The organism is Streptomyces inusitatus, assembly GCF_014651115.1.
GTDB classification, from domain to species: domain Bacteria; phylum Actinomycetota; class Actinomycetes; order Streptomycetales; family Streptomycetaceae; genus Streptomyces; species Streptomyces amakusaensis.
Window position 1 is genome coordinate 82537 of the sequence record NZ_BMWG01000023.1, and the last position, 18376, is coordinate 100912.

18 protein-coding genes are annotated in these 18376 nt (G+C 71.2%); 13 read left to right on the forward strand and 5 right to left on the reverse strand.

Annotation, left to right across the window (positions count from 1 at the left end; genetic code table 11):
• Window positions 1–81 precede the first annotated feature (81 nt).
• The gene (dnaE, locus tag IE247_RS27505; protein ID WP_190126002.1) at window positions 82–3624 is read left to right on the forward strand and encodes a DNA polymerase III subunit alpha; all 3543 of its coding nucleotides are present in this window, start codon (window positions 82–84) and stop codon (window positions 3622–3624) included.
• A 111-nt stretch (window positions 3625–3735) separates the two neighbouring features.
• Here the strand turns inward: dnaE and IE247_RS27510 are convergent, their stop codons facing one another.
• Window positions 3736–3921 carry a hypothetical protein gene (locus tag IE247_RS27510; RefSeq protein ID WP_190126003.1) on the reverse strand — a complete coding sequence of 62 codons (186 nt, stop codon included), beginning with the start codon at window positions 3919–3921 and terminating at the stop codon, window positions 3736–3738.
• Window positions 3922–4309: 388 nt separating this feature from the next.
• On the opposite strand from IE247_RS27510, the gene IE247_RS27515 reads away from it, so the two are divergent.
• The 4 genes from IE247_RS27515 (at window position 4310) to IE247_RS27530 (ending at window position 8102) form a co-directional block, all read left to right on the forward strand.
• Entirely contained in the window at window positions 4310–5551 is a 1242-nt protein-coding gene (locus tag IE247_RS27515; RefSeq protein ID WP_190126004.1) for an NYN domain-containing protein, read from the forward strand.
• A 31-nt stretch (window positions 5552–5582) separates the two neighbouring features.
• A complete protein-coding gene (locus IE247_RS27520) occupies window positions 5583–6557 on the forward strand; it encodes an ABC transporter ATP-binding protein (protein WP_190126062.1) in 975 nt (324 codons plus the stop codon).
• Window positions 6554–7384, forward strand: coding sequence for an ABC transporter permease (locus IE247_RS27525; protein ID WP_229869381.1), 831 nt, complete (start codon window positions 6554–6556; stop codon window positions 7382–7384). The genes IE247_RS27520 and IE247_RS27525 overlap by 4 nt, the downstream gene beginning before the upstream one ends.
• A gap of 88 nt (window positions 7385–7472) precedes the next feature.
• On the forward strand, window positions 7473–8102 hold the full coding sequence (locus tag IE247_RS27530) for a DUF2567 domain-containing protein (protein ID WP_190126005.1): 630 nt from the start codon (window positions 7473–7475) through the stop codon (window positions 8100–8102).
• Between the two features lie 172 nt (window positions 8103–8274).
• On the opposite strand, the gene ybaK is transcribed toward IE247_RS27530, so the two are convergent.
• The 4 genes from ybaK to IE247_RS27550 form a co-directional block, all read right to left on the reverse strand.
• Window positions 8275–8769: a Cys-tRNA(Pro) deacylase gene (gene ybaK / locus IE247_RS27535; protein ID WP_190126006.1), complete on the reverse strand. Its 495-nt coding sequence runs from the start codon at window positions 8767–8769 to the stop codon at window positions 8275–8277.
• A 48-nt stretch (window positions 8770–8817) separates the two neighbouring features.
• Window positions 8818–9558: an LON peptidase substrate-binding domain-containing protein gene (locus tag IE247_RS27540; RefSeq protein WP_190126007.1), complete on the reverse strand. Its 741-nt coding sequence runs from the start codon at window positions 9556–9558 to the stop codon at window positions 8818–8820.
• An 11-nt stretch (window positions 9559–9569) separates the two neighbouring features.
• Window positions 9570–10622, reverse strand: a complete 1053-nt coding sequence (locus tag IE247_RS27545; protein ID WP_190126008.1) for a hypothetical protein — start codon at window positions 10620–10622, stop codon at window positions 9570–9572.
• A 132-nt stretch (window positions 10623–10754) separates the two neighbouring features.
• Window positions 10755–12356, reverse strand: coding sequence for an oxidoreductase (locus IE247_RS27550; RefSeq protein WP_190126009.1), 1602 nt, complete (start codon window positions 12354–12356; stop codon window positions 10755–10757).
• Window positions 12357–12540: 184 nt separating this feature from the next.
• On the opposite strand from IE247_RS27550, the gene hisD reads away from it, so the two are divergent.
• The 8 genes from hisD to hisF are packed head-to-tail and all read left to right on the forward strand — an operon-like array spanning window position 12541 to window position 18275.
• Entirely contained in the window at window positions 12541–13872 is a 1332-nt protein-coding gene (gene hisD, locus IE247_RS27555) for a histidinol dehydrogenase (RefSeq protein WP_190126010.1), read from the forward strand.
• On the forward strand, window positions 13869–15017 hold the full coding sequence (locus IE247_RS27560) for a histidinol-phosphate transaminase (RefSeq protein WP_229869382.1): 1149 nt from the start codon (window positions 13869–13871) through the stop codon (window positions 15015–15017). Before hisD ends, IE247_RS27560 begins: the two co-directional genes overlap by 4 nt.
• The gene (hisB, locus tag IE247_RS27565) at window positions 15014–15607 is read left to right on the forward strand and encodes an imidazoleglycerol-phosphate dehydratase HisB (RefSeq protein ID WP_190126011.1); all 594 of its coding nucleotides are present in this window, start codon (window positions 15014–15016) and stop codon (window positions 15605–15607) included. Before IE247_RS27560 ends, hisB begins: the two co-directional genes overlap by 4 nt.
• The gene (locus tag IE247_RS27570) at window positions 15604–15771 is read left to right on the forward strand and encodes a CG2302 family histidine operon protein (protein WP_190126012.1); all 168 of its coding nucleotides are present in this window, start codon (window positions 15604–15606) and stop codon (window positions 15769–15771) included. Before hisB ends, IE247_RS27570 begins: the two co-directional genes overlap by 4 nt.
• Window positions 15768–16409: an imidazole glycerol phosphate synthase subunit HisH gene (hisH, locus tag IE247_RS27575; RefSeq protein WP_190126013.1), complete on the forward strand. Its 642-nt coding sequence runs from the start codon at window positions 15768–15770 to the stop codon at window positions 16407–16409. The genes IE247_RS27570 and hisH overlap by 4 nt, the downstream gene beginning before the upstream one ends.
• The gene (gene priA, locus IE247_RS27580; RefSeq protein ID WP_190126014.1) at window positions 16406–17131 is read left to right on the forward strand and encodes a bifunctional 1-(5-phosphoribosyl)-5-((5-phosphoribosylamino)methylideneamino)imidazole-4-carboxamide isomerase/phosphoribosylanthranilate isomerase PriA; all 726 of its coding nucleotides are present in this window, start codon (window positions 16406–16408) and stop codon (window positions 17129–17131) included. Before hisH ends, priA begins: the two co-directional genes overlap by 4 nt.
• Window positions 17128–17523 (forward strand): RidA family protein, encoded by a 396-nt coding sequence (locus IE247_RS27585; protein WP_190126015.1) that lies wholly within the window; start codon window positions 17128–17130, stop codon window positions 17521–17523. The genes priA and IE247_RS27585 overlap by 4 nt, the downstream gene beginning before the upstream one ends.
• Window positions 17520–18275, forward strand: coding sequence for an imidazole glycerol phosphate synthase subunit HisF (hisF, locus tag IE247_RS27590; RefSeq protein ID WP_190126016.1), 756 nt, complete (start codon window positions 17520–17522; stop codon window positions 18273–18275). The genes IE247_RS27585 and hisF overlap by 4 nt, the downstream gene beginning before the upstream one ends.
• Window positions 18276–18376 lie beyond the last annotated feature (101 nt).

The window sequence follows — 18376 nt, forward strand, 5'->3', positions numbered from 1 at the left end:
GTCGGGAGTCGTAGACTTCCGAGCTGTCTCCCCAGACACTCCCGCCGCCTGCCGTCGCCCGCTCCTCTGGAGGCCCCTGTCGTGACCAAACCGCCGTTTACGCATCTGCATGTGCACACCCAGTACTCGCTGCTGGACGGCGCGGCGCGGTTGAAGGACATGTTCGACGCGTGCAATGAGATGGGCATGTCCCACATCGCGATGACGGACCACGGCAATCTGCACGGTGCGTACGACTTCTTCCACCAGGCGAAGAAGGCGGGGGTGACGCCGATCATCGGGATCGAGGCCTATGTGGCCCCGGAGTCCCGGCGGACCAAGCGGAAGATCCAGTGGGGACAGCCGCACCAGAAGCGCGACGATGTGTCCGGTTCCGGTGGTTATACCCATAAGACGATCTGGGCGGCGAACCAGACGGGTCTGCACAATCTCTTCCGGCTCTCCTCGGACGCCTACAAGGAGGGCTGGCTCCAGAAGTGGCCCCGGATGGACAAGGAGACCATCTCCCAGTGGTCGGAGGGGCTGATCGCCTCGACCGGCTGCCCCTCGGGCGAGCTCCAGACCCGGCTGCGGCTGGGCCAGTTCGACGAGGCCCTGAAGGCGGCCTCGGAGTACCAGGACATCTTCGGCAAGGAGCGCTACTTCCTGGAGCTGATGGACCACGGCATCGAGATCGAGCGCCGGGTGCGGGACGGCCTGCTGGAGATCGGGAAGAAGCTCGACATCCCGCCGCTGGTCACCAATGACTCCCACTACACCTACGCCGGCGAGGCGACCGCGCACGACGCGCTGCTCTGCATCCAGACCGGCAAGAACCTCTCCGACCCGGACCGCTTCCGCTTCGACGGCACCGGCTACTACCTGAAGACCACCGAAGAGATGTACGCGGTGGACTCCTCGGACGCCTGGCAGGAGGGGTGCCGCAACACCCTGCTGGTCGCCGAGCAGATCAACACCGAGGGCATGTTCCAGGCCCGGAACCTGATGCCGAAGTTCGACATCCCCGAGGGCTACACCGAGACCACCTGGTTCCGCGAGGAGGTCCGGGTCGGCATGGCCCGCCGCTTCCCCGGCGGCGTCCCCGAGGACCGCCAGCGCCAGGCGGAGTACGAGATGGACGTCATCATCGAGATGGGGTTCCCGGGGTACTTCCTCGTGGTCGCCGACTTCATCATGTGGGCCAAGAACCAGGGCATCGCGGTCGGCCCCGGCCGCGGCTCGGCGGCCGGCTCGATCGTCTCGTACGCGATGGGCATCACCGACCTCGACCCGATCGAGCACGGACTGATCTTCGAGCGCTTCCTCAACCCCGAGCGCGTCTCCATGCCCGATGTCGACATCGACTTCGACGAGCGCAGGCGCGTCGAAGTGATCCGCTATGTGACCGAGAAGTACGGCGCCGACAAGGTCGCCATGATCGGCACCTACGGAAAGATCAAGGCGAAGAACGCCATCAAGGACTCCGCGCGGGTGCTCGGCTACCCGTACGCGATGGGCGACCGGCTGACCAAGGCCATGCCCGCCGACGTCCTCGGCAAGGGAATCGACCTCTCCGGCATCACCGACCCCTCCCACCCGCGCTACAGCGAGGCGGGCGAGATCCGGGGGATGTACGAGAACGAACCGGATGTGAAGAAGGTCATCGACACCGCCAAGGGCGTCGAGGGCCTGGTCCGCCAGATGGGCGTGCACGCCGCCGGCGTGATCATGTCCAGCGAGACCATCACCGACCACGCGCCGGTCTGGGTCCGCCACACCGACGGCGTCACCATCACCCAGTGGGACTATCCGCAGTGCGAGTCGCTCGGCCTGCTGAAGATGGACTTCCTGGGCCTGCGCAACCTCACCATCATGGACGACGCCGTCAAGATGGTGAAGGCGAACAAGGGCGTCGAGCTGGAGATGCTCGCCCTCCCGCTGAACGACGCCCCCACCTTCGAACTGCTCTGCCGCGGTGACACCCTCGGCGTCTTCCAGTTCGACGGCGGCCCCATGCGCTCGCTGCTGCGGCTGATGAAGCCCGACAACTTCGAGGACATCTCCGCCGTCTCGGCCCTGTACCGGCCGGGCCCGATGGGAATGAACTCCCACACGAACTACGCGCTGCGCAAGAACAAGCAGCAGGAGATCACCCCGATCCACCCGGAGCTGGAAGAGCCGCTCCGGGAGGTCCTCGACATCACCCACGGCCTGATCGTCTACCAGGAGCAGGTCCAGAAGGCCGCCCAGATCATCGCCGGGTACTCGCTCGGCGAGGCCGACATCCTCCGCCGGGTGATGGGCAAGAAGAAGCCCGAGGAGCTGGCGAAGAACTTCACGATCTTCCAGGCCGGCGCGCGGAAGAACAACTACTCCGACGAGGCGATCCAGGCCCTGTGGGACGTGCTGGTCCCGTTCGCCGGATACGCCTTCAACAAGGCCCACTCCTCCGCGTACGGACTGGTCACCTACTGGACCGCCTATCTCAAGGCGAACTACCCCGCCGAGTACATGGCGGCGCTGCTGACCTCGGTCAAGGACGACAAGGACAAGTCGGCGGTCTATCTCAACGAGTGCCGCCGCATGGGCATCAAGGTGCTCCCGCCGAATGTCAACGAGTCGGAGTCGAACTTCGCCGCCCAGGGCGACGACGTGATCCTCTTCGGCCTCACCGCGGTCCGCAATGTCGGAACCAATGTGGTCGACTCGATCATCCGCTCCCGCAAGTCCAAGGGGAAGTACTCCTCCTTCCCCGACTTCCTCGACAAGGTCGAGGCGGTGGTCTGCAACAAGCGGACCGTGGAGTCCCTGATCAAGGCGGGCGCCTTCGACGAGATGGGCCACACCCGCAAGGGGCTGGTCGCCCACCACGAACCCATGATCGACAACGTGGTCGCGGTCAAGCGCAAGGAGGCCGAGGGACAGTTCGACCTCTTCGGCGGCATGGGCGACGAGGACGCGGGGGACGAGCCGGGCTTCGGGCTCGACGTCGAGTTCTCCGACGTGGAGTGGGAGAAGTCCTATCTGCTCGCCCAGGAGCGGGAGATGCTCGGGCTCTATGTCTCCGACCACCCCCTCTTCGGCATCGAGCACATCCTCTCCGACAAGTCGGACGCCTCGATCTCCCAGCTCACCGGCGGTGAGCACGCCGACGGCGCGGTGGTGACCATCGGCGGCATCATCTCCGGCCTCCAGCGCAAGATGACCAAGCAGGGCAATGCCTGGGCCATCGCGACCGTGGAGGACCTGGCCGGCTCCCTTGAGTGCATGTTCTTCCCCGCCACCTACCAGCTGGTCTCCACCCAGCTGGTCGAGGACACCGTCGTCTTCGTCAAGGGACGCCTCGACAAGCGCGAGGACGTGCCCCGGCTCGTCGCCATGGAGCTGATGGTCCCCGACCTCTCCAACGCGGGCGCCAACGCCCCGGTCGTCGTCACCATCCCCACCGTGAAGGTGACCCCGCCCATGGTCACCAGGCTCGGTGAGATCCTCAGCCACCACAAGGGCAACACCGAGGTCCGGATCAAGCTCCAGGGCCCCCGCTCGACCACGGTGCTCCGGCTCGACCGGCACCGGGTGCAGCCCGATCCCGCACTCTTCGGCGATCTGAAGGTGCTCCTCGGCCCGGCCTGCCTGGCGGGCTGACCGGCACCGGGGAACCGGCCCGGCGCACCGCCGGGAACCGCGCGCGGAAGGGGCGCGCCCGTATCGACGGGCGCGCCCCTTCCAGGTGCCGCGGCCGCGCCGCGGGGTCGGTCAGTTGTGCCCGAATCGACGCTGGTGCTTACGGGCGACGTCCGCCGGGCTGCCCTGCGCCGGCGAGGGGGGCGGGTTCTGCGTCTGCGACTCGTAGGCGGTGGACTTCGCCTGCTCCTTGCCGCGCTCCGCGGCGGACGACCGGTCCTGCTGATGACTGCCCTTGCGATTCTTGTTCTTGGCCATGGTGTGCCTCCATCAGAGTTCTCGGGGCTGGAACCGCGACCAGACTCACATATAGGGCGTTGAGTCGCATTTTGGATCATTGCCCTGGGTAAGGGGCCCTTGTTATGAGCCCCGAGAAAACTTCCGCCACGCCGATGATCGAGTTCCGGCCGTCAACCCTGACGCGGTCGGGCAGACTCGACGGAAACCCGGAACAATCCCCGGTCCGGAACCGACACCGGGGAGCGCACGTCTCCCCGATTCCCGGCTCCGCCGGACCGCTCGGCCGATCACGACCGTTTCCGCTGTTTCCGCCGCTTCTTTTCACAACTCTTCAAGATCAGCCTTTTCAAGATCCGCAAGCATTCCGATATCTCAGTCCCCAAGACCTCTATGTACCCGAAAGAGGGTGGAGCGCGTGGACCGCTGCGTTGTGCTGGTGGACGCCGGCTATCTGCTCGGGGCCGCCGCGAGCCTGCTCGCCGGGGAGCCGACGCGTTCCCGGATCACCGTCGATCACGCCGCCCTCATCCAGGGCCTGCGCGAGCTCGCCGAGGCCGACACGGAACGCCCCCTGCTGCGCATCTACTGGTTCGACGGCGCCCCCGACCGCGTACCCCAGCCGGAGCACCGGCGGCTGCGGGTGATGCCCCGGGTGACGGTCCGCCTCGGCGCGCTGACCCGCAGCGACGGCCGCTGGGCGCAGAAGGGGGTGGACGCGGCGATGCACGCCGAGCTGACCGAACTCGCCAGAAACCGCGCCTGTTCGGACGTGGTGCTGGTGACCGGGGACGGCGATCTGCTGCCCGGTCTGATGTCCGCGAAGGAACACGGCGTCGCCGTGCACCTCTGGGCGGTGCAGGCCGCCGACGGCGACTACAACCAGTCCGAGGACCTGGTCGCCGAGGCCGATGAGCGCCGGGTGCTGGACCGGGCGTGGATCACCACCGCCGTACGGGCGAAGGAGCTGGGCGCGGTCTGCGCGCCGCCGCCGGTGCCCCGGCCCGAGATCGCGGCCATCCTCTCCGCCCCGCTGCCCGAGTCGGCCCTCGCCGCCGCCCAGGCGGCCGCCCCGGACGCGGTGCGCAACGGCTCGCGGCCCGCCGCCGCGGGCGGTGTGGAGCAGGGCCCGGCCCCCGCCGCGGCCAAGGGGGTGCCCACCCCCAAGGATCTCGCCAGCCTGCGCGCGCCGGGGGCGCACGCCCCGCAGCCCCTGCCCAGCGCCACCCTGCGCTGGTCCTCCGACAAGGGCTGGGTGGAGCGGCCCGGCGGCCCGCTGGGGGAGCCGCCCGAGACCGCCTCCCTGCCCACCCTCGCCCAGCTCACCAGCGCCGAGCAGCGCTGGGCCGACCGGGAGGAGGACATCACCACCGTCGGCGGTGACCCCTTCGAGGTGGGCCAGGTGTTCGCCCGCCGCTGGATGGAACGCCTCGGCGAGAACGGGCATGTGCAGAAGCTGTCCACCATGTACCCGAGGATTCCGCACCGGATCGACGGCGAACTCCTGCGGTACGCGGCCCGCTTCGGTCTCCTCGCCCACAAGGACGATCAGATCGACGAGCACGACCGCTACGCGATCAGAGCGGGGTTCTGGCGGGAGATCGATGTGAGGGCGGCGGCTGAGCACGCCCCCGTAAGCGAGCAGAGCTGAGGACCCCGTACTCTCGTACCTCGTGAGTACGGTGTGCGTGGTGCGGCGACTGGTCAAGACGTACCCTGCCGCGCGCGCCCGCCGAGGGGTTCCGGCGACGCCCGAGGTGCGGGCCACGGACGGCATCAGCCTGGAAGTGCTGGGCGGTGAGATCTTCGGACTGCTCGGCCCCAACGGAGCCGGCAAGTCCACTCTCGTGCGCCAGCTCACCGGTCTGATGCGCCCCGACTCGGGCGGCGTCGAAGTGCTCGGTCACGACCTGGTGCGCCACCCCGAGCGGGCCGCGCGGCTGATCGGCTATCTCGGCCAGGAGTCCACCGCACTCGACGAGCTGACGGTGGCGCTCGCCGCCGAGACCACCGGCAGGCTGCGCGGGCTCACCATCAAGGACGCCCGCGCCGAGCGCGACGCGGTCCTCGACGAGCTGGGGCTGACCGAGCTGGCCGGCCGCCCGCTGAAGAAGCTCTCCGGGGGCCAGCGGCGGCTCGCCTGTTTCGCCGCCACGCTGGTGGGGGAGCGTCCGCTGCTCGTCCTGGACGAGCCCACGGCGGGCATGGACCCGGTGGCCCGGCGGGCGGTGTGGGCCGCGGTGGACCGGCGAAGGGCCGAACACGGCACGACCGTCCTGCTGGTGACCCACAATGTGATCGAGGCCGAGACCGTGCTGGACCGGGTCGCGGTGCTGGACCGGGGACGGGTGATCGCCTGCGACACCCCCGGCGGACTGAAGGAACGGGTCGCGGGCGAGGTGCGGGTGGAACTGGTGTGGCGGGAACGGGCACCGCTGGAGGTGCCGGAGGTGGCGGCCCTGCGCGACTCGGCGCAGGAGTCGGGCCGCCGCTGGGTTCTCAGGCTGGCGCCGGACGAGGCGCGCGCGGCGGTCGCCGCGGTGACGGGCGGCGCGGCCTTCGCCGCGCTCGACGACTTCACCCTCGCGACACCCAGCCTGGAGGACGTGTATTTGGCGCTCGGGGGGAATGCGACGAAGGGGCTGGTCAAGGCGTGAGCATCGTGCCCATGGAAGCGGTGTCCGGACGGACGCGGAGCAGGGGCCGGGACACGGAGGCGGCGCCCGCGCCGACGCCGCTCGCGCCCCGGGCCCGGCTGCTGCCCGCGATGGGCGCGATCTACCGCGCCCAGCTCTCGCGGGCCCGGGTGGCCCGCATCCCGCTGCTCTTCGTGGCGACCTTCCAGTCCGTCGGGATCATGGTCCTGATGCGGGGCGTCGTCGACGGCGGCGCGGAGGCCCGGGCCGTGGTGGCCGGTTCCTCCGTGCTGGTGGTCGCCTTCGTCGCGCTCAATCTGCTCGCCCAGTACTTCGGACAGCTGCGCGCCAACGGCGGGCTCGACCACTACGCGACCCTGCCGGTGCCGCCCGCCGCGGTGGTGCTCGGCACGGCGGGGGCGTACGCCTCCTTCACCGTGCCCGGCACGATCGTCACGGCGGTGACGGGCAGTGTGCTCTTCTCGCTGCCGATGACGCATCTGTGGGTCCTGGTGGCGGTGATCCCGCTCGCCGGGGCCGCGCTCGCCGGACTCGGCGCGGCGCTCGGACTGCTCGCGCCCCGTCAGGAACTGGCCACTCTCCTCGGCCAGCTCGGCATGTCGGCCGCGCTGCTGCTGGGGGTGCTGCCCGCCGACCGGATGCCCGGGGTGATCTCGTACGCCCGTGATCTGCTGCCGTCCACCTATGGTGTCGAGGCCCTGGCCAGGACCTTCTACGCCAACCCGGACTGGACGGCGGTCGCGCGCGACCTCGCGGTGTGCGCGCTGGTCGGCGTGGTCTCGCTGGCGGCCGCGACCTGGGCGTACCGGCGGGCCGCGGTCCGCTAGAACGCGGTTCGCCGGTCGCGGTCCGGTAGCCGGTCCGGTAGCCCGGTCCGGTGAGGCGCGGTCGGCGCTCGCCTGGCACGATGGCCGGGTGACCGCACCTCTGACGCCGCCGCCGCCGAACGACAACCCCTGGGCGGCCCCGCCGCCCGTTCCGGCGGCCGAGGTCCCCGGCTACCCCGGGGGCCCGCGCGCCGAGCTGCGGGACGCCGCTCTGGTGGCGCTCGTCGTGACGGTGCTGGGCGTGGCGCTGGGGCTGCTGTGGCTCTGGCTCGCCCCCCGGGTGCCGCTGATCTCCGACGGGGAGGCGGTGTTCCTCAAGAACACCGAGAGCGAGAGCGCGGTGGGCGCGGACGGTGTGTTCGCGCTGCTGGCGGCGGCCCTCGGGGTGCTGAGCGGCGCGGCCGTCTATCTCTTCCGCCGGTGCGGCGGGATCCCCCTGGTGATCGCGCTGGCGCTCGGCGGGGTGCTGGCCTCCGTGCTCGCCTGGCGGCTGGGGGTGTGGCTCGGCCCGACGGCCGATGTGGCGGCCCACGCCAAGGAGGTGGGCCGGGGCGTCACCTTCGACGCGCCCCTCAAGCTCGGCGCGAAGGGCATGCTCCTGGCCTGGCCCCTCACCGCCATGCTCACCCATCTCTGCCTCACGGGCCTCTTCACCCCCAGGGACCCCGAGCCCTCCCCGCCGCAGGAGTGGCTTCCCCCGGGGCCTGCGGCGCGCTGACCCCGGCCGCTCCGGCCGTCCCGGTCCTCCCGGCGGCGGCTACGCGGGCCGCCGCCCGTGGTTCGCCTTACGGGTACGCCACTTCCGCTTGCGGGTGCGCTTCGACACGGGCCCCTCCTCGGACAGGTCCTCTGTTAGGGACTTACCCGAGAAGCGGGCCCCCGTCGAGCCCTCAGACGCGGCCGATCCGCGCCAGTACCGCGCCGGTCAGCCCCGCGAGATCGCCGGGCGACAGCTCGACCTCCAGGCCCCGCCGTCCCGCCGAGACACAGATCGTGGGGTGCGCGGAGGCGGACTCGTCCAGCACCGTCCGCAGCCGCTTGCGCTGCCCCAGTGGCGAGATACCGCCCCGGACGTACCCCGTGGTGCGCTCCGCGGCCGCCGGGTCCGCCATCACCGCCCGCTTGCCGCCGACCGCGGCCGCCAGCGCCTTGAGGTCGAGCTGTCCCGCGACCGGGACCACCGCGACCGTCAGTTCGCCGTCCACCTCGGCGACCAGGGTCTTGAAGACCCGCTCGGGAGAGACCCCGAGAGCCTGGGCGGCCTCCTCGCCGTACGAGGCGGAGGCGGGGTCGTGCTCGTAGGCGTGGACGGTGAACTCCGCGCCCGCCGAGGTCAGTGCCACCGTCGCCGGTGTGCCGCCGGCATTCCTGGCCTTCTTCGCCACTTCACCGGCTCCTGTTCGGTCGGATTCAGTCAGGTTCGGTCGATCGGGTCAGTTGGGGTTGGTCGGCTCCTGCGTCAGATTCACCGCGGGCAGCGACGGGAGATGGCGGATGACCGCCGTCTCCGAGCGCAGCAGCCCCAGCTCCTCGCGCAGCCGGGCGGCCGTGTCCGGAGCCTCCAGCAGCCGCTGCTTCACCGGGACGTCCAGCACCGCCGCCGCCGCGACCAGGTAGGACACCACCGACGGGTCGTCCGGCAGGTCCGTGCCGGTGGTCAGGGTCCGCTCCCGGGCCCCGGCCAGCCGCTTCTGATAGCTCCTGAAGGCCCGCAGCACCCCTTCGGCGAGCGCCCCCGCGTCCTCCCCGGTCTCCTCCGGGATCTCCTCCACCTCGGCGGTCAGAAACGGCCCGCTGGCGTCGACGGAGAGCAGCCGCACCCGGGTCGTCCCGGTGGCGAGCACCTCGAAGCTGCCGTCCGCGCGCTCCCGTACGGTCGCCGCGTCCGCGACGCACCCCACCGGGTGGAACGCCCGGAGCGGATCGTCGCCGAAGCCCGCGGCCGGGCCCGGTTCCAGGAGGGCGGCGGGGTCCGGCATGCCCGGCCCGGTCGCCGCGACCTCGCGGCCGTCGCGGATGGCGACCACCGCGAAGAGCCGGGGCTCCGAGTCGTCCGTCTTCAGCAGTTCGCGCATCATGGCGCGATAACGCTCCTCGAAGACATTGAGGGGGAGTACGAGCCCGGGGAACAGCACCGAGTTCAGCGGAAAGAGCGGCAGTCGTGCGGTGGTCACAACCGACTAGCCTAATGGCCCGCGAACCCGCCGCGCCCGGTCCGTGACCGAAGCGGGGTCGCCGACGCCACCTGGATCCGCACACCGTCCCGTGTGTCGAGGAACCGGCCGAGCGGATCGTCGGAGAAACGGTTCCACGGGAACGAGGTGGCGTACGGCCCGACCAGCCGGAACTGTTCGAGCGCCGGCTGCCAGCGGCCTCGGCGCGCCAGGACGTACGCGGTGAGGTTCCGCACCTCGGCGGGCCAGGGATCCGCCGCCGGATGTCCGGCGGAGAGCGCGATCGCCAGATCTGCGGCCGCGTCGACGCGCTCGGCCTCCACGGAGTGGGCGAGCCGCACCGGCCCGGCGCCGTCGCGGGGGGTCTCGTACTCCATCCGCGCGAACGCGGCCCGCACCGGCAGCGCCCGTATCAGCGAGCCCGGCAGGGCGTCGGCGGCGGCCTTCTCCGCGAAGTCGAAGCACTCGCGGTGCGAGCCGTACCACTGCGCCGAGAGATAGCGCAGGGCGGCCACATGGCACCCGTAGTGGTGCGGGGAGCGGCGCACGGCCTGCTCCCACAGCGCCTCGAACGCCGTGTGCGGGGCGTGCACGCCCCGCGCGTGGTCCAGCGCGATCCGCCAGGGCACCGGGTCGCGGGGGGCCGCGTCGGCCGCCGCGTCGATCAGCGGGCCGAGCTCCCGGAGCCGTTCGGCCCGGGCGGGGGAGTCCCAGGCCCGGCGGATCGCCAGCTCCGTCTTGACGATCAGCGCGTCCGGGTCGCGCGGCACGGCGGCCAGCCAGGAGGAGAGCCAATCGCCCCGGGAGTGGGCGAAGACGGCCAGCCGTGTCACATAGCGGTCGCGGCTCTCCCACTGGGCCGCCTCCCGGGTGGCCGCGAGCAGTTCGGCGGCCGGTTCGAACTCCCCGACCGCCGCCGCGACCAGCGTCGGGCCGACGCGTTCGTCGGGCGCGTCGAGTAGCACCGCCTCATCGGGCGGCAGACCGTCGGCGAGCCGGGGCGTATGGCGGATCATGCGAGCGGTGCGCAGCAGAGCTCGAAGCAATGACATGGTGCGGACCATTGAAAACCGCAGGTGAGGGCCGCGCCAGAGGGCTGCTGTGAAGCTTTGGTGGCGGCGTAAAGGTTGTCCTGGCAAAGGCCAAGAGACTGTAAAGAAACGCGCGGGGGCCCGCTGCTGAAAGGCCCCCGCCACTCACCCCCGGCTCAGCAGCCGTGTCGCCCCCGCCGCCACGGTCGTCGCCAGGATCCATCCCAGCATCACCAGCACCGCCCCCGCCCACTGCCAGTTGCCCTCCAGCCGCCAGAACCCGTCCTGCCCGAGATTGATCACCGGGATCAGCAGATCGAGCGCGTACAGCGCCGCGTTCCACTGGGGGTGCTCGTCCTTCTTGATCGGATCCGGGTCCACCTGGGAGAAGGCCAGCGCCCCCGCCGCCCACAGCACCCCCATCCACAGCGCCGCCCGCCCGGGGCGGTAGCCGTACGCCACCGTCCAGTCCTGGAGGAACCCCCACAGCTTGGCCGCGAGCGGCAGCGTCTCGCGGCGGCGGCGCTGCTTGGCCAGCAGCACCTCACGGGCGTCCGCGTCCTCCCCGCTGTTGCGGAGCACGGTCGCCAGCCGTTCGTACGGCTCCGGCGAGTACTCGGGGGTCGCCGACGCCACCCACTCCAGCCTGCGGGCCAGCGGGAACTCCTCGTACGGCACCAGGTTCTCGTAGACGAACCCGCCCATCGCGAGACCGCCGGGCCCCGGCCAGCTCGCCGCCTTGTCGACCAGGGTGATCACCTTCGCGCCGTTCAGCACCACCCGCCCCTCCTCGGGGCGCTGGGCGTTGAACCGCAGCTCCGGGCTGACGATCCGGCGCAGCGACAGCTCCTCGCCCTGGCTCATCACAAAACGGGCCCGGTGCAGATCGATCGCGTCGCCGAACCGGCCGTCGTCCAGGCGCACCCCGCCGTAGCACTCGAAGGACTGGAGCCGGGTGTTGCGCCGGTGCGCCTCGTCCAGGCCGATCCCGAACGGGGGAGTGGCGCCCGGGTCGCCCGTGGTCTCGCTCACCCACGCGCCGGTCATGTACAGCGTCCGCTCCACGGTGAGCTGGGGGGCGTTGAGCGCGCGGCGCTCGGCGGCGGCGCGCAGCCGGCTGCCGCGCAGGCTCAGCGAGACCCCGACCTTCGCCCCGCGCAGACTCACCTCGCCATAGGTCTCGATCAGCTCGGCCTGGAGGTCCTGCGCCACCGAGAGCCCGTCGGCGGTGATCGCCCGGCCCCGCCGGTCCGGCCGCACATGGATCTGGTTGATCAGCAGATCCGTGCCTATCTGGGCGTCGGTGAGGCGGATGCCGTGCTCCACCCGGCAGCGCGGCAGATGCAGATCCCCCTCGGTCCGCAGCCGGGCCGCCTCCAGCCGGGGAATGGCGCAGCCCACCATCCGCACGGTGGTGAAATGCGCCTCGGGCAGCCACACCTCGCTCTCGAAGCGGCAGCCGTACAGCTCGACGTAGGGCGAGACGCTGCCGCCCGCGAGCTTGAGGGTGCCGGTGATCGCGGCCCCGCGCAGCTTGAGCGCCGCGACCCGCCCGGGGTGCGGCGAGGGCCCGCTCAGCAGCAGCCGCGCCACGATCGTGGCGCGCACACTCCGCTCGGGGCCCCAGGGCCGGGGGGAGAAGGGATCGTTCAGCAGCGGATCGGGATCGCTCAGGTCGTAGGTGCTCCCGTTCCGGAACGCGTTCCACATCCGCTGCTCGGTCGGGCTCAGCCCGTCCGGGGGCCCGTCGTCCGGCGGCTCGGTCAAGGATGTTTCCTCCGCTTTCTCTCTCTGTGCACTTCTCGTCGCGCAGCGTGTTCTGTCGTCGTTCTTCCCGCTGGGTGGCCGGGTGAACGCCAGTAGCCTTCCGATCTTGGTAAGAGTCCGTCAGCGTGTATCAGCCAGTGATACGGGGAACGGCAGCCGAATCCGGTCTGCGAGAATTGACCCTGTGATCTCCCGAATCGATCTGCGCGGCGACGCCCTCCCCGAGGGGGCCGCCCTGCGCGCCCTGCTGCCCCGTGCCGAGTTCGACGTGGAAGCCGCCCTGGAGAAGGTGCGGCCCATCTGCGAGGACGTGCATCATCGCGGTACGGAGGCGCTGATCGAGTACGCGCGGAAGTTCGACGGCGTCACCCTGGAGCGGGTCCGGGTGCCCGCCGCCGCGCTCGCCGACGCGCTGGCGGGGCTCGACCCCGAGGTCAGGGCCGCCCTGGAGGAGTCCATCCGGCGGGCCAGGATCGTCCACCGCGCCCAGCGCCGCGGCGAGCACACCACCCAGGTCGTGCCCGGCGGCACGGTCACCGAGAAATGGGTCCCGGTCGAGAGGGTCGGGCTCTACGCCCCCGGCGGCCGCTCCGTCTACCCCTCCTCCGTGATCATGAACGCGGTCCCCGCGCAGGAGGCCGGCGTCGAGTCCATCGCGCTCGCCTCCCCGCCGCAGAAGGAGCACGGCGGCCTGCCCCACCCGACCATCCTCGCCGCCTGCGCCCTCCTCGGCGTCGACGAGGTCTACGCCGTCGGCGGCGCGCAGGCCGTCGCGATGTTCGCGTACGGCACCGAGGGCCCCGACGGCTGCGCCCCGGCGAACATGGTCACCGGCCCCGGCAATATCTGGGTCGCGGCCGCCAAGCGCTACTTCACCGGCCGGATCGGCATCGACACCGAGGCCGGTCCGACCGAGATCGCGGTCCTCGCCGACGAGAGCGCCGACCCGGTGCACGTCGCCGCCGACCTGATCAGCCAGGCCGAGCACGACCCGCTGGCCGCCGCCGTCCTGGTCACCGACTCCGTCGAACTCGCCGACGCGGTCGAGCGGGAGCTGACGCCCCAGCTCGCGGCCACCAAGCACGTCGAGGACCGGATCCTGCCCGCCCTCTCCGGCCGGCAGTCCGCGATCGTCCTGGTCGACGGCGTCGAAGAGGGCCTGCGCGTCGTCAACGCGTACGGCGCGGAGCACCTGGAGATCCAGACCGCCGACGCCGCCGCCGTCGCCGCCCGGGTGCGCAACGCCGGAGCGATCTTCGTCGGCCCCTGGTCGCCGGTCTCCCTCGGCGACTACTGCGCCGGCTCCAACCACGTCCTGCCGACCGGCGGCTGCGCCTGCCACTCGTCGGGACTCTCCGTCCAGTCCTTCCTGCGCGGCATCCACATCGTGGACTACACGCGCGACGCCCTCGCCGAGGTGACCCACCACGTCGTCACCCTGGCCGAGGCGGAGGACCTGCCCGCGCACGGCGCGGCGATGAAGGCCCGTTTCTCGTGGAAGGTGCCCGGCCAGTGACCACCGACTCGACGAGGACCGACCCGGTGGAGACCGGACCCCTGGGCATCGACGACCTGCCCGTCCGCGAGGAGCTGCGCGGCAAGTCCCCGTACGGCGCCCCCCAGCTGGACGTCCCCGTACAGCTGAACACCAATGAGAACCCCTACCCGCTGCCCGAGGCGCTGGTGGCGCGGATCGCCGAGCGGGTCACCGAGGCCGCGCGCGGCCTCAACCGCTACCCCGACCGGGACGCCGTCGCGCTCCGCACCGAGCTGGCCCGCTATCTCACCCGTACCGCCGGGCACCGGGTCGCCACCGAGAACATCTGGGCCGCCAACGGGTCCAACGAGGTGCTCCAGCAGCTTCTCCAGACCTTCGGCGGCCCGGGGCGCACCGCGATCGGCTTCGAGCCCTCGTACTCGATGCACGCGCTGATCTCCCGGGGGACCGGCACCGGCTGGATCTCCGGCCCGCGCAATGACGACTTCACCATCGACACGGCCGCCGCCGTCCGGGCCATCGCCGAGAACCGGCCCGAGGTCGTCTTCATCACCTCCCCCAACAACCCCACCGGCACCGCCGTCGCCGCCGAGACCGTGATCGAGCTGTACGAGGCGGCCCAGGCCGCCGGTCCCTCGATGGTCGTGGTCGACGAGGCTTACGTCGAGTTCAGCCACCGGCCCTCGCTGCTGCCGCTGCTTCAGGGCCGCCCCCATCTGGTGATCTCCCGCACGATGTCCAAGGCGTTCGGCGCGGCCGGACTGCGCCTGGGCTATCTCGCGGCCTGCCCCGCCGTGGTCGACGCCGTACAGCTGGTGCGCCTGCCGTACCACCTCTCCGCCGTCACCCAGGCCACCGCGCTCGCCGCGCTGGAGCACACCGACACCCTGCTCGGCTATGTCGAGCAGCTGAAGACCGAGCGCGACCGCCTGGTCGCCGAGCTGCGCGCCATCGGGTACGAGGTCACCGACTCCGACGCCAACTTCGTGCAGTTCGGACGGTTCCCCGACGCGCACCGGGCCTGGCAGTACCTCCTCGACCGGGGCGTCCTGGTCCGGGACAACGGAGTGCCCGGCCGGCTGCGGGTCACCGCGGGCACCCCCGCAGAAAACGACGCGTTCCTCGACGCGGTCCGTGAGTTGAAGAAGGAGCAGAGCGCATGAACCGCGTGGGCAGGGTGGAGCGCACCACCAAGGAGACGTCCGTCGTCGTCGAGATCGATCTCGACGGCACCGGAAAAGTCGATGTGTCGACCGGGGTCGGCTTCTACGACCACATGCTCGACCAGCTCGGCCGCCACGGCCTCTTCAACCTCACGGTGAAGACCGAGGGCGACCTCCACATCGACTCGCACCACACCATCGAGGACACCGCCCTCGCCCTCGGCGCCGCCTTCAAGCAGGCCCTCGGCGACAAGGTCGGCATCTACCGCTTCGGCAACTGCACCGTGCCGCTGGACGAGTCCCTCGCCCAGGTCACCGTCGATCTCTCCGGCCGCCCCTACCTCGTGCACACCGAGCCCGAGAACATGGCGCCGATGATCGGCTCGTACGACACCACCATGACCCGGCACATCCTGGAGTCCTTCGTCGCCCAGGCCCAGATCGCGCTGCACGTCCACGTCCCGTACGGGCGCAACGCGCACCACATCGTGGAGTGCCAGTTCAAGGCGCTCGCCCGGGCCCTGCGGTACGCCGCCGAGCGCGACCCCCGCGCCGCCGGAATCCTCCCCTCCACGAAGGGTGCGCTGTGAGCGGCGGCCTCTCCACCATCCTGATCGTCCTCGGACTCTTCCTCCTCGGCGGCGTCTACTCCTTCGTCAAGCAGGGGCTGCCCAGGGGTGTCATCGTGCTGCTCTCCATCGGCGCGTCGATGTGTCTGGTCGCCGGAGTCCTCCGATTGAGCGTGTGGTCATGAGCGCGGCCAAGAAAGTCGTCGTCCTCGACTACGGATTCGGCAATGTCCGCTCCGCCGAGCGGGCCCTGGCCCGGGTCGGCGCGGACGTCGAGATAACCCGCGACTTCGACGCCGCCATGAACGCCGAAGGACTCCTCGTCCCCGGCGTCGGCGCGTTCTCCGCCTGCATGGACGGACTGCGCCGCGCCCGCGGCGAATGGATCATCGGCCGCAGGCTCTCCGGCGGCCGGCCGGTGATGGGCATCTGCGTCGGCATGCAGATCCTCTTCTCCCGGGGCATCGAACACGGCGTGGAGACCGAGGGACTCGACGAGTGGCCCGGCACGGTCGGCCCGCTGAAGGCCCCGGTAGTCCCCCACATGGGCTGGAACACTGTGGACGCCCCCGCCGACAGCACCCTCTTCGCCGGGATCGACCCCGACTCCCGCTTCTACTTCGTGCACTCCTACGCGGCGCACGACTGGGACCTGGAAGTCACCAACCCCGCCATCCGCGCGCCCCGGGTCACCTGGGCCACCCACGGCGAGCGCTTCGTCGCCGCCGTGGAGAACAGCGCGCTGACGGCGACGCAGTTCCACCCCGAGAAGTCCGGCGACGCCGGCGCCCAGCTGCTGACCAACTGGATCGGAACACTGTGACCAAGCTCGAACTCCTCCCCGCCGTCGATGTCCGCGACGGCCAGGCCGTCCGTCTCGTGCACGGGGAGTCCGGTACGGAGACCTCCTACGGCTCCCCCCTCGACGCCGCCCTCGCCTGGCAGCGCGCGGGCGCCGAGTGGCTCCACCTGGTCGACCTCGACGCCGCCTTCGGCACCGGCGACAACCGCGCGCTGATCGCCGAGGTCGCCGGCGCGATGGACATCAAGGTCGAACTCTCCGGCGGCATCCGCGACGACGCCTCGCTCGCCGCCGCCCTCGCCACCGGCTGCACCCGGGTCAACCTCGGCACCGCGGCCCTGGAGACCCCCGAGTGGGTCGCCAAGGTCATCGCCGAACACGGCGACAAGATCGCCGTCGGCCTCGACGTACGCGGCACCACCCTGCGCGGCCGGGGCTGGACCCGCGACGGCGGCGACCTCTACGAGACCCTCGCCCGCCTCGACTCCGAGGGCTGCGCCCGCTACGTCGTCACCGACATCGCCAAGGACGGCACCCTCCAGGGCCCCAACCTGGAGCTGCTGAAGAACGTCTGCGCCGTCACCGACAAGCCCGTCGTCGCCTCCGGCGGCGTCTCCTCCCTGGACGACCTCCGCGCCATCTCCTCCCTCGTCGCCGTCGGCGTCGAGGGCGCGATCGTCGGCAAGGCGCTCTACGCGAAGGCCTTCACCCTGGAGGAAGCACTCGCGGCGGTGTCGGAGTGAGCGCTGTACGACGCGTCTCCACCGGCGCCCCCTGGGAGGAGCTGTTCGGCTACTCCCGGGCCGTCGAACTCCCCGGCGGCCTCGTACTGGTCTCCGGCTGCACCTCGGTCATCGACGGCGAGATCGCCGACGGCACCCCCTACGAACAGGCCGTGAACTCCTTCAATGTGGCGATCGCCGCACTGAAGGAGCTGGGCCTCGACGCCTCCCACGTCGTACGGACCCGGATGTACCTCACCCACGCCCGGGACGTGGACGAGGTCGGCCGCGCCCACAAGGAGCTGTTCGACGAGGTGCGCCCCGTCGCCTCCATGATCATTGTCTCCGGCTTCGTCGACCCCCGGCTCGTGGTCGAGGTCGAGGTCGAGGCCCACCGGGGTGATTCCGTATGACGCTCGCCGTCAGGGTCATCCCCTGTCTCGACGTCGACGCGGGCCGGGTCGTCAAGGGCGTCAACTTCCAGAATCTGCGCGACGCCGGCGACCCCGTCGAGATGGCCAAGCTCTACGACGCCGAGGGCGCGGACGAGCTGACCTTCCTCGACATCACCGCCTCCTCCGGCAACCGCGAGACCACCTACGACGTGGTGCGCCGCACCGCCGAGCAGGTCTTCATCCCGCTCACCGTCGGCGGCGGGGTCCGCTCCGCCGACGATGTCGACCGGCTGCTGAGGGCGGGCGCGGACAAGGTCGGCGTCAACACGGCGGCCATCGTCCGCCCCGAGCTGATCCAGGAGATCGCCGAGCGCTTCGGCCGCCAGGTGCTGGTGCTCTCCGTCGACGCCCGGCGCACCCCGGAGGGCACCTTCGAGGTCACCACCCACGGCGGTCGCCGGGGCACCGGGATCGACGCCGTCGAATGGGCGCACCGCGCCGCCGAACTGGGCGCGGGCGAGATCCTGCTCAACTCGATGGACGCCGACGGCACCAAGGACGGCTACGACACCGAGATGATCGCCGCGGTCCGCCGGCACGTCACCGTCCCCGTGATCGCCAGCGGCGGCGCGGGCCGGCTGGCCGACTTCGCCCCCGCGGTCGCGGCGGGCGCGGACGCGGTGCTGGCCGCCTCCGTGTTCCACTTCGGCGACCTCCGGATCGGTCAGGTCAAGGACGCGCTCCGCGAGGCCGGACACCCGGTCCGCTGACTCCCGAAGACTCCCCGGGCCCGGCTCAGCCCGGCCCGGGGAGCCCGCGCGGGCCGGACGCCCGCATCGAGCCACCGAACCGTCCGAACTGTCCGAACGCC

What these genes read in the sequence shown, in the direction of transcription:
- IE247_RS27510 (WP_190126003.1), bottom strand. Translation starts at nt 3,921, where the DNA reads ATGGCCAAGAACAAGAATCGCAAGGGCAGTCATCAGCAGGACCGGTCG.
- IE247_RS27545 (WP_190126008.1), bottom strand. Translation starts at nt 10,622, where the DNA reads ATGGTCCGCACCATGTCATTGCTTCGAGCTCTGCTGCGCACCGCTCGC.
- hisB (WP_190126011.1), top strand. Translation starts at nt 15,014, where the DNA reads ATGAACCGCGTGGGCAGGGTGGAGCGCACCACCAAGGAGACGTCCGTC.
- hisH (WP_190126013.1), top strand. Translation starts at nt 15,768, where the DNA reads ATGAGCGCGGCCAAGAAAGTCGTCGTCCTCGACTACGGATTCGGCAAT.
- hisF (WP_190126016.1), top strand. Translation starts at nt 17,520, where the DNA reads ATGACGCTCGCCGTCAGGGTCATCCCCTGTCTCGACGTCGACGCGGGC.